Annotated in this window: 11 protein-coding genes; 2 read left to right on the forward strand and 9 right to left on the reverse strand. The window is 68.4% G+C overall.

The window, feature by feature from the left end:
- Positions 1 to 651: 651 nt before the first annotated feature.
- Positions 652 to 1,386 (forward strand): SDR family NAD(P)-dependent oxidoreductase, encoded by a 735-nt coding sequence (locus PUR53_RS17545; RefSeq protein WP_329908822.1) that lies wholly within the window; start codon positions 652 to 654, stop codon positions 1,384 to 1,386.
- A gap of 214 nt (positions 1,387 to 1,600) precedes the next feature.
- Here PUR53_RS17545 and PUR53_RS17550 read toward each other — a convergent pair whose 3' ends face one another.
- Together PUR53_RS17550 and PUR53_RS17555 are read right to left on the reverse strand one after the other, a co-directional pair.
- Positions 1,601 to 1,747, reverse strand: a complete 147-nt coding sequence (locus PUR53_RS17550; RefSeq protein WP_329908823.1) for a hypothetical protein — start codon at positions 1,745 to 1,747, stop codon at positions 1,601 to 1,603.
- Positions 1,748 to 1,951: 204 nt separating this feature from the next.
- On the reverse strand, positions 1,952 to 3,256 hold the full coding sequence (locus tag PUR53_RS17555; RefSeq protein WP_329908824.1) for an MFS transporter: 1,305 nt from the start codon (positions 3,254 to 3,256) through the stop codon (positions 1,952 to 1,954).
- A gap of 222 nt (positions 3,257 to 3,478) precedes the next feature.
- On the opposite strand from PUR53_RS17555, the gene PUR53_RS17560 reads away from it, so the two are divergent.
- Complete coding sequence (locus PUR53_RS17560) at positions 3,479 to 4,477, forward strand: LacI family DNA-binding transcriptional regulator (RefSeq protein WP_329908825.1); 999 nt, start codon at positions 3,479 to 3,481, stop codon at positions 4,475 to 4,477.
- 31 nt (positions 4,478 to 4,508) lie between these two features.
- Here PUR53_RS17560 and PUR53_RS17565 read toward each other — a convergent pair whose 3' ends face one another.
- The 7 genes from PUR53_RS17565 to PUR53_RS17595 all read right to left on the reverse strand — a co-directional run bounded on the left by PUR53_RS17565 (position 4,509) and on the right by PUR53_RS17595 (position 14,361).
- On the reverse strand, positions 4,509 to 5,177 hold the full coding sequence (locus PUR53_RS17565) for a hypothetical protein (RefSeq protein ID WP_329908826.1): 669 nt from the start codon (positions 5,175 to 5,177) through the stop codon (positions 4,509 to 4,511).
- A gap of 626 nt (positions 5,178 to 5,803) precedes the next feature.
- Complete coding sequence (locus tag PUR53_RS17570; protein WP_329908827.1) at positions 5,804 to 6,643, reverse strand: ABC transporter ATP-binding protein; 840 nt, start codon at positions 6,641 to 6,643, stop codon at positions 5,804 to 5,806.
- A complete protein-coding gene (locus PUR53_RS17575; protein ID WP_329908828.1) occupies positions 6,640 to 8,406 on the reverse strand; it encodes a dipeptide/oligopeptide/nickel ABC transporter permease/ATP-binding protein in 1,767 nt (588 codons plus the stop codon). The genes PUR53_RS17570 and PUR53_RS17575 overlap by 4 nt, the downstream gene beginning before the upstream one ends.
- Complete coding sequence (locus PUR53_RS17580; protein ID WP_329908829.1) at positions 8,403 to 9,344, reverse strand: ABC transporter permease; 942 nt, start codon at positions 9,342 to 9,344, stop codon at positions 8,403 to 8,405. The genes PUR53_RS17575 and PUR53_RS17580 overlap by 4 nt, the downstream gene beginning before the upstream one ends.
- Before the next feature lie 9 nt (positions 9,345 to 9,353).
- Positions 9,354 to 10,913 (reverse strand): ABC transporter substrate-binding protein, encoded by a 1,560-nt coding sequence (locus PUR53_RS17585; RefSeq protein WP_329908830.1) that lies wholly within the window; start codon positions 10,911 to 10,913, stop codon positions 9,354 to 9,356.
- Positions 10,914 to 11,780: 867 nt separating this feature from the next.
- The gene (locus PUR53_RS17590) at positions 11,781 to 12,905 is read right to left on the reverse strand and encodes an AraC family transcriptional regulator (protein ID WP_329908831.1); all 1,125 of its coding nucleotides are present in this window, start codon (positions 12,903 to 12,905) and stop codon (positions 11,781 to 11,783) included.
- Between the two features lie 574 nt (positions 12,906 to 13,479).
- Entirely contained in the window at positions 13,480 to 14,361 is an 882-nt protein-coding gene (locus PUR53_RS17595) for a hypothetical protein (protein ID WP_329908833.1), read from the reverse strand.
- Positions 14,362 to 14,723: the final 362 nt, after the last annotated feature.

The raw sequence follows: 14,723 nt of genomic DNA on the forward strand, positions 1-14,723 counted from the left end.
AAGGCGTTCTTCATCGTCAAGGGACCGCTGATCTGGCTGGACGAGAACGGCGAGCCCGACGGGTACTTCGACGTCCACGACTACATCGAGCTGTGCCGCACGCACTACGAGAAGGTCGGCATCGGCGCCGACTACGTCAACACGCTCTTCCGGTGACGTCACGCCTTGCGCTCAGCCTGGGGCTCGACGTCGCGAGGCGGGGTTTCACCGTCGCCGGTGGCGCCCACTACGGCACGCCGGGCACACCTGGGACCGGTCGGCCCGCTGACCGTCCTGCTCGCCGCGGAACGCGGGGTGCGGCGGATCGTCGCTGTCGATGTGTCCCAGGCCGGGCCCGGGACACGCGGCCGGCCTCAACGCCACCGACCTGATCGTGGTATCCCTGGACGCCTTCGCACTGGTCAGCAACGAGCAGTCGATCGCCGCCGCGTCGGCTACCGCGACACCTACCCGGAACTCACCCGGCTCTTTGCGGAGCGCCACCTGGACCTGACACCGGTCCTCACCTCGATCATTGTCTTCGACGACCCGGTCCCCCACGGATTGGGCCGTGCCGAAAGACCTGTGAACCAGGTGAGGTCCTGGCAGCGCAGCCGCAACACGCCCGGACACCAGCCCCCACCCACCCACCCACCGAACGGAACCTCGAAGATGACCACCGGACTAGCCTCTGACACGTTCGCCGGCCAGTGCATCCTGGTGACCGGGGGCACCTCCGGTATCGGCGCTGCCACCGCCGACCTGCTCGCGGAACTGGGAGCCCAGGTGCACGCCCTCGGACTGCCGCCGGCCGATGCCGACGAGCTGCCCGGCCACGAGCGCGTCGACATCGTGGAGCAGGACGTCACGGACCGGGACGGCCTCGTCGGTCGGATCGAGGCGTACGACCGCATCGACCACCTCGTCGCCTGCGCCGGCGTCAGCCGGGACCGCGACGAATACGACCTCAGATGGTGGGACCAGGTGCTGGAGGTCAACCTCACCTCGGCCATGGTCTCGTGTCAGGCGGCACGCCCGCTGCTCGCCCGCCGGGGCGGCTGCATCGTCACCGTCTCGTCGATGTTCGGTTTCTTCGGCAGCCGCGACAGGCCGGCCTACAGCGCCAGTAAGGGCGCCATCTCGCAGCTGACCCGGTCCCTGGCGGCCGAGTACGCCGCGGACGGCATCCGAGTGAACGCGGTGGCACCTGGCTTCGTCGCTACTCCGCTGGCCCGCGGCGTACTCGACGACCGCGACGCCGCGCAGGCGGTGCTCGCGCGCGTACCGCTCGGACGGTTCGGCCGGCCGCAGGAGATCGCGTCGGTGATCGCCTTCCTGTGCTCGCCCGCCGCCTCCTACGTCAGCGGCGCGGTCCTCCCGGTCGACGGCGGCTACCTGACCGTCTGATCCGACCGGAGCCACCGGGCTACGGCGCACCCGCCCCCGGACTCCCCACCGGTGGGTACCCGTCGCCATGCTCCCGCCGTGAACGCCGTAGACGATGGGACGTGGATCGGTCACGCCGGTGGGCCGACAGATCAGCAGCGCGACATCCGGCGCGCCGGGCAGCCTTGGCACCGCCCGCTCCTCGACCTCGAAGAGACCGTCACAGGCCGGCTGCTCATTCGTCGGAAGGGCGAAGAAGCCGCCGTTTCGTCAGCCGTCCGGCCGGAATCATCTCCGGAGTGATCGTCGGTGGCAGCACCTCATGGATCGCGTCGAGACGCGCGGCGAGTTCCGGGTCGAAGGGCGGGGGAGCCATGGTCATCGGGTGTGAACGGTCACCGGGCATGGGTCGATGCGTGAGGGGCCCCGGTCCGCGGTCCCGCCTCGGGCGGCAGCCGCGGGTCTTGCCGACTGCCGCCCGAGGCGGTCTCCTCCGGGGGACGGCCGAAGACGTCGCCGCCACTGTCGCCGTGCCCGAGAGGTCCAACCGGACCGCCGCGATGTCGTTGGCCTCACCAGCGGCGTATCACTCGGTTGCCTTTCCGGTGGTCTGGAGTACGGGGTTGTTCGCCGTGGTGGGTTGTCCGGACTGGGGGGCTTCGGACAGGCGGGGCACCCAGGCCAGGCCGATGACGGCTGCGGTCAGCATCAACGCGAGCAGCAGGCCGAACATCAGGCGGGCATGGCCGAGAGCCAGGGCGGGCGTGGCCAGGGCGGCCAGGCCGGCGATGGCGCGGGTGAAGGCCATGGTCACGCCTTGGGCGGTGGCCCGCAGCAGGGTGGGAAACAGTTCCTGGGACCACACCTTGTAGATGGACTCGCCGGCGAAGGAATTACCCAGGCCGGAGATGAGCATGACGGCGACCAGAGTGAACTTGGTCGGGCCGAGCAGGGCGGGCAGGGCCCAGGCGGTGACGAGGAGGGCGGAGCCGGCGGCGAACCAGGCGTGCCGGGCGGGCGTGTCCACCACCCGCATGAACAACAGGCCGGCCAGGAAACCGATGGGCAGTCCGAGGAGGCTGAGCTGGGAGAAGTGCTCGACTTCCCCCTTGGCCAGGTTGGTCCACAGGAAGGTGCCGAACTGGCCGAGCGTGTTCGCGCCGAGGTTCCAGGTGGCGTAGTACAGCCCCGTCGCGAGCAGGGCGTAGAGGGCCGGGGCCCTGAACAGCTGCCTGATGCGGGTGAACTCGATGCTCTGGTGACCGTCGGCGGTGTGCGCGTCGGCCGCGCGTCGAGCCGCGGCCCACTCGGCCGACTCACTGAGGGTCAGGCGCAACAGCAGCACCACGATGGCCACGATCAGCAGGTGAGCGAAGAGGATCCGGCCTCCTGCCATACCCCGCACGCCCATGAAGGAGCTCAGAGCGAGGACTGCCACAATGCCGGCGAGCCAGAGCATGCCCGAGAACACCACCATGGTGCCCTTCTTGCCCTCCGGTGCCTCCTCGTTGGCGAGGGCGAGCGAGACGGGCAGGTCCGCGCCGATGGCCACACCGGTCGCGACCACACCCGCGTACAGCAGAGCGGGACCGGCCGCTGCAAGGAGCAGCAGGATGCCGACGGAATAGAGCATCAGGGAGAGAGTGAAGATCTTCCGACGGCCGTACCGGTCGCCCAGCCGACCGCCGAACAGCGCGCCGGCCGCGAACGCCAGGGTCTGCAGCCCCAGCAGAGATCCGATCGTCCCGGCGCCGAGCTGCAGTGGGCCGGCGTAGTATCCACCGATCGCGATTCCCGACGTCACGAGGGCTCCGGCATCCAGGTAGGAGGCCATCCCCGCCAGCACCGCCGTCTTCCACGAGCGTCTCGCGGTGTCCTGCAGCTCGGACATGGGTCCTCCTCATCGAGCACCGGGAAGGGTGGGAAGGAAGATGCGAAGAGTGCTGGCCTGGCCACGATCCGTCCGGCCGAGTGCACGCAGGGCACGGGCATGCAGTGACAGACCCGCGTACTCGTTTCACTTACGCGTGCCAGTGGCGTGGTCCGGCAGGTAAGCTAACCGCGGCCGTGGGCTTTGACAAGAGGTGCGACCGAGGGCGGGCGGGTGACCGGGGTGTCCAGCGGCAGGCGGGTGACCAGCGCGGATGTGGCGCGGGAGGCCGGAGTCTCCCGCGCGACGGTGAGCTACGTCCTCAACGACGTCCCCCATCAGAAGATCCCCGAGGCCACGCGGCAGCGGGTGTGGGAAGCGGCGGCCCGGCTCGGCTACGCGCCCTCGGCCGCGGCACGCTCACTGCGGATGGGACGCTCGGAGATCGTCCTCGGCCTGCTGCCGGACTGGCCGATCGAACAGGTCCTCGGACGACTCATCCAGCAGCTGACCAACGCCTTCGCCGAGCACGGACTGACCTTCGTCGTGCACTCGTCGGCTCGTCCCGCGCGCCCCCTGCGGGAGATCTGGAAAGCCATGACGCCCGCAGCGGTGCTGTCCCTGCACGAGTTCGCCGACCTGGAAGCCGAGGCGATGCAAGCCGCAGGTGTCGAGGTGGTCATGGCGATGAACGGGTCGATACACGGTGAGCCCCGGCCTCCTCTGGTGTCCGAGCAACCGATCGGCGCACTGCAAGCACGACACCTCGCCGGACCCCACCGCCGGCTCGGCTATGCCTACCCCGATCTGGCGGGCCTTGACGTCCTTGCCCAGCCGCGCCTGGACGGCGTCCGCAAGGTATGCGCCGAACTCGGCCTCCCGGAGCCGGATGTCCGAACGGTGCCCCTCGATGCCCGTGGTGCCGCCGAAGCGGTGAAGGCATGGCTTGCCGCCGACCCGTCGGTGACCGGTGTCTGCGCCTTCAACGACGACGTCGCCCTGGCTGTGCTGGCCGGGCTGAGCCACCTCGGACTGCGTGCTCCGCATGACCTGGCCGTGATCGGCGTCGACGACATCTCCACCGCGGCGCTGGCAGTCCCGCCCCTCACCACGGTCGTCCGCGACACCGACGCCCTCGCGCGGGGCGTAGCCCGCCGCGTCGTTGACACGCTCAACGGAAGGGAGATCCCTGCCGAGCCCCTCCAGGACGAGTTCCTGATCCGTGTCCGGGAATCCGCCTGACCGGTGCACGGAGGCCTTGGGAAGCCGGTGATCATGCCTCTGATGCGAAGGGGCTCTTGTGCTTTCCCGCCGGGGCCATGTCGCAGAAGGCTGCTGTCACTTCCGGCCGCAGCACGTCAGTCACCGCTCTCGAAAGGAAAAGGCCGAGCACGGTGCCGTAGATGAGGTGTCCGAGGAGGCTGAGGCAGAAACTCTCCGGTGTCAGGGCAAAGAGCAGGTCGGAGCCATGGGGTGGGAGGACGACCGTGGCCAGGAGGCCGCACCAGATGAAGACACCGTAGCCGACGGACAGCAGTGCGGGCCGAGCGGTGATCAGTGAGGGGCGGAACGACGCCACCGCCCGGCAGAAGACGAAGAAGGCCATCCCGATGCCGCCGCCGTCACCGAGGTAGCGCCACAGGTAGCCGACGAACGGCTGGTCTTCGTCGCTGCCGACCACCCACGCGCCGAGGCGCGGAATGAAGTCCGGCCAGATGCCCGCCACGACCATGGGTATCCTCACCGTGTCATAGACGGCCACCCCTGCCACTCCGGCGATCAGCCCCTTGAGCGCCCACATCGCTTCCGTCGAACCGTGCAGCACGAGAGCCACGGTCAGCAGCGCCAGGGGGATCACCAGGTAGAGCGCCTCTGCCGTCAGAGGCATCACACCCATGACGAACAGAGGTATGGCCAGGACCGGCATGGCTCCGGCAGCCATGAGAACCGCGCTCCGGAGCAGTTGTGCCTTCGACACGATGATCCTTTCCGTGCTGAGGTGTGAGCGCCGTATGTGCTCGTGCGTCCAGACCTGAGCGGGGTTGCGTGGCGTGCCGGTAGGGCACCAGGACGCGGGACGTAGCGGTACGCGCATGGCGCACCGCTACGAGAGCGAGAGCTGACTTCCTGACGTGTGAGTGCGGCGGCTGCACCCTTGTCCGCTGCGAAGGAAGTGCCCTCGGAACACCTGCTGAGGAGAGTGAAAGCTCACGTCAACGGTCGCCCGGCCAGGCTGTTGGCCAGGGGCGGGCGCTTGCAGGTTCGTGGAGGGTGGACGGCGAGCAGGTCGCCGGATGGCTCGCCGTCCTTCTGGCCGACGCACCGTGACTGCGCGGCGGACGACCGGGACCGGTACCGTCCTGCTGCTGAGCCTGAGTGGCGAGGACTCCGCCGCCACGGAATCACGCCGATGCGGGGCCGTCGGCCGTCATGCCGCGGGCTCCGAGCTGTCCCGGCGGATCGCTGGAGGGACTCTCCGGCTCTGTGCAGCACAGAGGTGCGGCTGGGGAGCCGGGGGGAGGCGGAGGCCGTCCCTCTGAACGGCCTCGTCGGTCTGGGCCGGCCGGCTCATCGAGCGGTTGCTTCCACCTCCATCCGCTGCTGACGGCGGCTGCGTTGCAGGACCGGGTCGGGGACGGGCGCGGCCGCCACAAGTCGCCGGGTGTACTCGTGCTGCGGCCGGTCGCACACGTCGACGCTGGGCCCCTCTTCGACGATGCGTCCGTGCTGCAACACCAAGGTGCGCGCCGCGAACTCCTTGACGACCGCGAGGTCGTGGGTGATGAACAGGAACGCACACCCGAGCGTGTTCTGGAGCTCGGAGAGGAGATCCAGGGCGGCGGCCTGGGTGGTGACGTCCAGGGCGCTGGTCGGTTCGTCGCAGATGATGATCCTGGGTTGCCGGGCCACCGCCCTGGCGATGGCGATGCGCTGGCGCTGACCTCCGCTGAACTGGGCCGGGTACCGGTCGGCAGCGTCCTCGGGCAGGCCGACGCGGCGGAGCAGGTCGGCGATGTGAGCGCGGACTTCGTGGCGTGAGCGGGTGGAATCGGCGAGCAGGGGCTCGGCCAGCGTCCGGCCGACGGGCAGCGCCGGGTTGAGAGACCCGTACGGATTCTGGAAGATCGCCTGCATGTCGGTGGACAGTGCGCGGCGGGCACGGCCGGTGAGACGGGTGATGTCCCGCCCGTCGAGCAGTACGCGCCCGCCGCTGACCGGGGTCAGGCCCAGGACGGCCCTGCCGATGGTGGTCTTGCCCGAACCGGACTCGCCCACGAGCGCGACCGTCTCGCCGGGACCGACGTCGAACGACACGTCCTCGATGACCGTGGTCGGAGGCTTGCGGAAGCCACGGGACGGGTAGCGGACCGCAAGGCCGTCCAGCTGAAGTACGGGTGTGCCGGTCACGCGACCCTCCCCTCGATAGGTGCGATGCTGGGTGTGCTCTGGATGAGTTTCTTCGTGTACGAGTGCTGGGGCCTGTAGAAGAGGTCCTCGACCGAGCCGTCTTCCACGATCCGGCCCCTCTCCATCACGATCGCGCGGTCGCAGATGTCGGCCACGACTCCCAGGTCGTGGGTGATCAGGATGATGGCCATGCCGCGCTCGTCGCGCAGTGACCGGAGGAGATCCAGGATGCCGGCCTGCACCGTGACGTCCAGTGCCGTGGTGGGTTCGTCGGCGATCAGTACCGTCGGTGCCCCGGCCAGCGCCATGGCGATGGCGATCCGCTGGAGCATGCCGCCGGACAGCTCGTGCGGGTGCCGGCGTGCGACATCGTCCGGATCGCGGAGCTGGACGCTGGTCAGCAGCTCGCGAATCCGTTGCCGCACGGCTTCCTTCCCGCCCGACACGGTGCCGGTGCGGCGGATGACCTCGCCCAACTGGGAGCCGATGGTGAAATAGGGGTCGAGTGCCACCATGGGTTCCTGCGACACCAGGGCTATCTCGCGGCCCCGGATGCGCCGCAGCTCCCGCTCCGGCATACCGCTGATCCGGTTCCCGGCCAGCCAGGCCGAGCCGCCCGTCACTCTGCCGGCTGGGGCGAGCAGCCCCAGCAGTGACAGGCCGGTCACTGTCTTGCCACTGCCGGACTCACCGACCAGGCCGAAGATCTCACCGGCGTTCACCGTGAAGCTGACGGAGTCGACGACGGTACGCGGCCCCTGCGCGGTGTCGAAGGCGATGGAGTAGTCGCGCACGGCGAGCACGCCCGTGTCCGGAGCTGTGTCCGACGGCGGTTCGGTGGTGTCCTTGGTGACCGCCACGGGAACCGGTCGCCGCGGCCGACCGCCGCTGTTCCCTCGCCTCCGGTCCTGGTCGAGGTCGCGCAGCCCGTCGCCGAGCAGCCCGAAGGAGATGGACATGAGGCCGATCAGTCCGCCGGTGACGAGCAGCAGGTAAGGGTTCTGCTCCATGACCTGCGCGGCCTCTCCGACCATGCCGCCCCAGCTGGGAGCCGGCGGCGGGGTGGCCAGACCGAGGAACCCGAGGCCGGTCTGCACCATGAGGGCGATGCCCGAGAAGAGGCACACCTGGACCAGCAGCAATCCCACCAGGCCGGGGAAGATGTGCCGTCCCATGATCCGTACGGAGCTGAGCCCGGACACTTTGGCTGCGTCCACGAACAGTTCCTCCCGCAGCGCGATGCACGAGCCGCGGATGATCCGTGCGAGGCTCGCCGAGGAGAGGACGCCGAGTGTGAACATGGCGGCGACGTTGCTCTGGCTGAAGATCGCCAGGACGGCGAGCATGAGGATGACTGCGGGAACGGAGAGCAGGACGTCCAGCACGGGCACGATGACCCGGTCGGTCCAGCCGCGCAGGTAGCCGGCGAGGATGCCGAGTGACATGCCGAGGACGATGTAGACGCTCACGGCGACACCCACCCCCAACAGGGCCGGCCGCCCGCCGTAGAGCAGTCGGCTCAGCACGTCGCGCCCCAAGTCGTCGGTGCCCAGCGGGTGGCTTGCCGACGGACCGCCGCGTGCCTGGAGCAGGTCCTGCGCCAGCGGCGGGTGCGGTGCCAGAAGGGGAGCGAGGATCACGGCGGCGCTGACCGCCAGGACCACGGCGAGGGCTGCCGCGGTGAGCGGCCGGCGCGAGATCCCGGCGAAGGGGTTGGTCCACTTGCGTGATGGCGCGCTCATGCGCGGATCTGCAGTGGTCATGCCACACGCACCTTCGGGTTCAGGAGGCTGTAGAGAACATCGACGAGAAGGTTGATCAGGATCACCATGACCGTGAAGGTGATGGTGAGGCCCTGCACTACCGGCAGGTCGTGCTGGTTGGTCGCATCCACGACCGTGGTGCCCAGCCCGGGCAGGGTGAAGATGTTCTCGACGAGAATCGTGCCGGGGATGTACGAGATCATCGTGATGCCGATCGCGGTCGCCACCGGTATCCCGCAACTGCGCAAGGCGTGCTTCCAGACGATGGATGCGGGACCGACGCCGGACGCTCGCAGTGTTCTGATGTAGTCGAGGCCCAGGGTGGAGAGCATCGCGTCGCGGGTCATCTTGGAGATCAGGGCGACACCCCCGATCGAGAGAGCGACCACAGGCAGCACGAGGCCGGCCGCCCACTGTCCCGGTGACTGGGCGAACGGGGTGTACCCGGTGGCCGGGAAGATCGGGAACTTGACGGCGAAAAGGGAGACGAGCATCAGCGCGACCCAGAAGTTGGGCAGGGCGCTGCCCATCAGGGACATCACGTCGGTCACTCGACGGGTGACCGGGCCACGCGTCGCGCTGTACACGCCGAGCAGAACGCCGACCAGGGTCGACAGCACGGTGGCCCCGATCACCAGGGTCAGCGTGACCGGCAGGCGTTGCCCGATCACCGTCAGCACGGACTCGCCGCTGAAGAGCGAGATGCCGAAGTCGCCGTGCAGGACGTCGCGCAGGTACAGCCAGTACTGCTCGGCGAACGGTTTGTCGAGATGGAGCGCGGCCCTCAGCGCGTCGTACTGCTCCTCGCTCGCGTTGATTCCCAGGATCGTTCGTGCCGGGTCCCCCGGCACGAACGACTCCAGGAGCGAGGTGATCGCCGAGACGGCCACCAGGAGCGGGATGGACAGCGCCAGCCTGCGGAGAATGAGGGGAAACATCGGTCCTCGTCAGCCAGTGGTCCACAGAGTGTTCGAGATCAGCTGACCGGTGCCCTTGGGGAACTGCACACCCCGCAGCTTGCTGTTGTACAGGACGATCGTGTCGGTACCGGACACCGGCAGCGCGAGCGCCTTCCGCACGATCACATCGGTCAGGTCCTTCGACGCCGTGACCCTGGACTGCGGGCCCGACTCGGCGAGCTGCTCGTACGCGGCGTTGAAGTCCGGGTCGTCCACACCGAAGACGTTCATGATGCCCGTCTTGGTGAACGCCGGCTGCTGTGCGTAGAAGTTGGAGTCACCGCCCGTGCCGGGTGAGAGGACGGTTGCCGCGTTCTTCCTCGACACCAGGTCGTTGATCCAGCCACCGAAGTTCGCGGCGGCCTTCAGCTTCAGCGTCACGCCCACCTTGGCGAGCTGGTCCTGCACGGCCTGCAGCATCTTGGTCGTCACGGGGTCGAACGACCCGTAGTTCACCGGGATGGTCAGCTTCTTGTATCCCGCCGCCTTCAGCAGTTGCTTGGCCTTGGCCGGGTCGTAGGGGTACATCTTCTCGGCCTCGGTGCTGTAGCCCTCGTAACCGGGCATCGTCGGCTGGGAGACCGGTGTCCCGTAGTCGCCGTAGACCGCCTTCGTGATCGCGGAGCGGTCGATGGCGTGGTTCAGCGCCTGCCGTACACGCACATCGGCCAGTCCCTTGACGACGGTGCCGTCGCGGTCCAGGAGGAACAGGCCCGCCCAGGTGGTGGGCTTCTGGAGCGTGGTGATCGCCTTGTTGCCCTTGACGGTCGGCGCCACGTCAGGCGTGCCGAACATGAGGTCGATCTGCCCGGACTTCAGGGCCTGCACCTGCGAGTTGACGTTCGGCATCACCTTGACGGTGATCTTCTTGAAGTGGATGGCGGACTTGTCGTAGAAGTTCTTGTTCGGAACGTAGACGTAGTGATCGCCGGAGACCGACTGCTTGGCGCTGTACACGTACGGCCCGGCGCCGAAGGTCGCGGAGGCGAGCTTCTTCGGGTCCTTCAGCCCCGCCGGGCTGATGATGGCGCCGCCCAGGTATGCGGGCGTGAACAGCGTCCCCATGTCGGGGTTGGGCGTCGGGCTGGTGATCACCACGGTCGAGCTGTCCGGCGTGGAGAACTTCAGGGGTCGAAACCAGGCGCCGCCGGGTCCGCTGCCCTTCTGGAAGTACTTGATCGAGTTGACGACATCGGTTGCGGTGACCGGTGTGCCGTCGGCGAACTTCACGCCCTTGCGGAGGCGGAGCTTGAACTTGGTGTTCCCCTTGCCGACGTAGCCCCACTTGTCGGCCAGTCCGGCCCCCAGGTTGCCGTCGGCCTTCCGGGTCAGCAGGGACGCATAGGCCGGATCCACGTAGTTGAGGAAGGGGCCGACAGCAATCTGGGCGGGGTCCAGGCTGTTGGGCGCCGAGGACAGGGCAATGGTCACCGTGGCCGGACCGGCGTTGCCGGTGCTCTCGCCGTCGCTGTTTTCACCGCCGCACGCGGCGAGTGCGAGGGCCGTGACCACGCCGATCGAGGCCTGGAGTGCGGTTCTTCTCTTCATTGAGGGTCTCCGTCGTGTCGGGAGGGGGATGGGGAGGGCTGGAACGGTGATGTGGGTGGATAGGGGCGCCATCGAGGTGGATGGTCCGGAAGGCGGGCCGCTGGTCAGCCGGGTTTCGGGAGAGCTCGCCGGTGTCCAGAGGTGGGATCGCGGTCTGGAAGGCCGCTGAGCCGGCATCCGTGCCGATCCGCCCGTGAGGCTGGTACGAGGCGGCGGAATTTCGTGGTCGTGGGGGACTCGCCCGGATGATGCCGCCAGTCATCGTGATCGACCGACCGTCGCCGGGGCAGACGCCCCACAGTCGCACAATGAACCGGCGGCCGGAGCGTCGGTGGACGCGTGCGGTGTGAGGTCAGGTGGCCCACGGTCAGTGGCTCGTCGAGCGGATCACTGACGAGCGACAGTACGTCCGCACGGTTGTGCGGTACGCGACGGTTCGGCTCGTCGGTGCGTGAGCGGCGGACGTTCGCCCGGAGGACTGCCCCGCCCCACATGTGGTGTGCGGCGCCCATCTCGATGTCGATGACCGGATGACCGGACCGGTCGGCATGATGTCCAACTTCGTCGCCTCCATCCGGGCTGGCCACGCTGACTTACACGAATCGCTTATACGTTTAAGTGCGGTGCGCGTAAACTAACTGTGTCGTCTCCGCAGCGCAAGGGGTTGGCAGCGGATGGTCTTGGACCGCGGGTTGCGCAGAAGGGCGACCAGAGCGGATGTGGCCTCTGTGGCGACATGAGCCCACGGTCGCGCATGGGCAGTGCGTCGGCCCTTAGCACCCGCGACAGGGGCACGGTGCTCGCCGACCCGTCCGAACGGTTAGGGCCCTGTGCCGGCCTTCTGGGGGGTATGGGGAGGGGGACGCTTCATGTTCCGGCCCGTTCGCCGGGGGCGCTGCGGGACCTGGTGCGCATGCGGTACTGCCGCGGAGTCTCGGCTGTGTGTCTGCGGAACACCTTGCTGAAGTGGCTTTGGTCGTAGAAGTTGAGCTGCGCACAGATCTCCGGGACGGGCAGCGTGGTGTGGGTGAGCATGGTTCGGGCCTGCTCGACCTTCCGGCGTTGGACGTATGTGTCGATGGACATCCCTGTCTCCCGTCGGAACTGCGCGGCGAGGTAGTCGGTACTGACGTCGAGTGCGAGGGCGATGGCGGAGGGCCGCAGGTTCTCGTCGAGGTGGACGAAGATCCATTCTTCAGCCGCGCGTACGAGTGTGGACCGCCCGAGCTGACGGGACATGGCGACGGATTCGGCGAGCGCGGTGATCGCACGCAGCAGGAGCGGCACCAACTCGCCCGACTCCTTGACCTGTTCTATCTCCTGGATGAAGTGATCGCTGATACCGAAGGCCATCGGCACGCTGGTCCCCGCATCGACGGCGCTGCGCGTAGCGACGGTGAGGAGGCTGATGACCAGGTTCTGGAGCCCGCGCAGTGCGTTCCCTTTGGCCAGGCGCCCCGCGCTTCGACCGAGTGGCTCGGTGGCGAGCTGCCGTGAGAGGGCGTCCATGTCGTTTTCCCGGATGCAGCGGTCGATCGCGCGCTCGAGGGCGAGGGAGTACCGGTGTGCGGACTGGTAGCGCGTGACAGCTTGTTCTGTGAGGAGATCCGACCAGTCGGGAGCTTGTGCGGCAGCCAGCGGAGCGAGGCGGATGGTCGCCCATACGATGCGGACGCGGTCGAGCCAATGGCCATCGATGGTGATCGTCCCGGCATTCCTGGAGATCTCCTCTTCGGGCACGAGAATGTCGATGCCCTGACCGCCCGCTGGGATGACGACGTGCACGACGTCGGCGATCAGTTCGATCCGCGCACGGGTGGGCCCGGGGTCGACCGGGGTGGCGAGCGGGATGGTGAGCGCCCCACGTCGGCCGAGAGGCGCCAGCGCCTGTCCGCCGGATACGCCGCCGGCCCTGATGGCGACGACGGTGCCGAGCAGCGCCGCCAGGGCCTCGACCGCCGAGCTGCCGTGCGGGGGCATATCCTCGTCCAATGGTTCTCCCTGTTCGCCGGCGGTCGTGATGGCTGTCGGAGACGACGGGGAAAGGTCATGTCTCCGGCACATTCGACTGAGCCGCGGACCCGGCGGTGTCTCCTGCCTCGAAGCGGCATGGATGACGCCATCGCGCTTCGTATAGACAGACTACGAACCCGACCGCAGGTCGTGGCCACTCCGCCGCTCAGCACGTCCTTGAGTAACCGTGTGTGGTCGGACGCACGAGTGCCGTGGAGCCTGTCGCACCGGGGAGGCCCAAGGCTGGGCCGCTTGTGTGACCGTCGAGCGGGTGGCCCCCGTCGTCGACCGCCAGGCCCGAAGGCACCTCGACCCGTTCGGCCTGCGCCTTGCGGCCGAGGCGGTGCCCGCCCCGCGCGGCAGCACGGGTCCCAGCTGGCGGCGGCCCCGTCCCCGCCGGGAAGCCGGTGGCGGGAAGGGGCGCGTTCAGGCTGGGGCGATCGGTTCGGTGCGGTGCTTGCCAGGCATGCGGGCCGTGAGCCTGCACGCACCGGCTGCCGGTGCGCTGGATGTCCTTCGTCTCCGGATGGGGGGAGGGCGGGCAGTTCCTCGATCACCATCCCTCGTCATAGATGCGCGCGGCGCCCAGCAAACCGTCGTCGCCCAGCTCGTACGCCGCGACGCCCGCCTGCTCGGGGGCGTTCGGATCATTCGGACGGAGGATGCAGAACTCCATGATGGTGGTCATGCCGTCGTGGAAGACGTTGCGGCGATCGATGATCTCGCCGACGCTGACGTGGTCCTGGGCCTCCTCGTCGCCGTGGCCTTCGATGTCGAACATCTGCTTGAAGCAGTAGAGGACGTCGTCGCGGCCTTCGTACAGCCCCATGCCGACCTTGTCGTAGAGGACCCGACTTTGGCCATGGCCGTCCAGATAGGCGTCCGGGCTGAACACGGCGGCCATCTCGGCCAGATCACCGCTGTGCAGGGCGTTCTGGTAACGCTGGATCACCGGATTGCTGAAAGTGATCTCGCCGATGGTGTTCTCCTTGATCGACAGGCGCACGTGCTGGCGTCCGTCGATCCAGGCCCGGCGGTAGTAGAGACGGCTGCGGAGGAGGCGCCCGGCTTTCTCGTCCAGCTCACTGACGACCACCATCTTGGAGGTCACCCGGGAACCGTCCGGCTTCGTCAGGTCGACGGCGAGCTCGGCGGCGCCGAGGCCGTCCGCCTGCGTGTAGTGCTCTAGACGGATCTCGCCGACCTCCGCGAGCCGCGCCGGCTGCCAGCTCCGGACGATCTCCAGTCCGCTGTCCCCGACCCCGCGCCCGTCGTAGGGGTCGTCGATGTCGACGTGGCCGGAGTAGAGCGAGGCAACCTTCGCCGTGTCTCCTGCCGCCAGTCCCGCGATGAGCTCCACCGCATGGTCGGCCTGTGCCTTCACCTCGGGCTTCTCGAACATCTCGGCGAGCCGCGCCGACGAATCGATCGCCATGTTTCTCCTTCGAAAGATGGGGTTGGTTGAGTGCCGCTACCCCGGCAGCCGGTGTAGCGGGGGCACTGTAAGCGGTGGCGACGGCACCGTAATTGGACGAATCCGAAGGTGCTGTGTACGAATTCCCGCCACAGTGCGAGTGCGCGTTTGCGCCGGCCGTCCGGGCTCGGGCTGATGCGTGCTGAGCTGAGCCGACGCCTTCGGCTGGCGGGCGAAGGCACGCGCCGGCCCTCGGGAGGGCAACTGACCTCGACGCGACCATGGTGCTCGTGGAGCGGGCGGTAGCCACGCGGAGGTCAGGACGGCGGGAGAGCGGCGGGGCAGGGGCGGACGGTAAGCCGCCCTGTCGGCGAGTGTGTCCC

Origin of the sequence: Streptomyces sp. SP18BB07, assembly GCF_036322545.1 — a bacterium.
Taxonomy (GTDB): domain Bacteria; phylum Actinomycetota; class Actinomycetes; order Streptomycetales; family Streptomycetaceae; genus Streptomyces; species Streptomyces deccanensis.

What these genes read in the sequence shown, in the direction of transcription:
- PUR53_RS17545 (WP_329908822.1), top strand. Translation starts at nt 652, where the DNA reads ATGACCACCGGACTAGCCTCTGACACGTTCGCCGGCCAGTGCATCCTG.
- PUR53_RS17550 (WP_329908823.1), bottom strand. Translation starts at nt 1,747, where the DNA reads ATGACCATGGCTCCCCCGCCCTTCGACCCGGAACTCGCCGCGCGTCTC.
- PUR53_RS17555 (WP_329908824.1), bottom strand. Translation starts at nt 3,256, where the DNA reads ATGTCCGAGCTGCAGGACACCGCGAGACGCTCGTGGAAGACGGCGGTG.
- PUR53_RS17565 (WP_329908826.1), bottom strand. Translation starts at nt 5,177, where the DNA reads ATGGCTGCCGGAGCCATGCCGGTCCTGGCCATACCTCTGTTCGTCATG.
- PUR53_RS17575 (WP_329908828.1), bottom strand. Translation starts at nt 8,406, where the DNA reads ATGACCACTGCAGATCCGCGCATGAGCGCGCCATCACGCAAGTGGACC.
- PUR53_RS17580 (WP_329908829.1), bottom strand. Translation starts at nt 9,344, where the DNA reads ATGTTTCCCCTCATTCTCCGCAGGCTGGCGCTGTCCATCCCGCTCCTG.
- PUR53_RS17585 (WP_329908830.1), bottom strand. Translation starts at nt 10,913, where the DNA reads ATGAAGAGAAGAACCGCACTCCAGGCCTCGATCGGCGTGGTCACGGCC.
- PUR53_RS17595 (WP_329908833.1), bottom strand. Translation starts at nt 14,361, where the DNA reads ATGGCGATCGATTCGTCGGCGCGGCTCGCCGAGATGTTCGAGAAGCCC.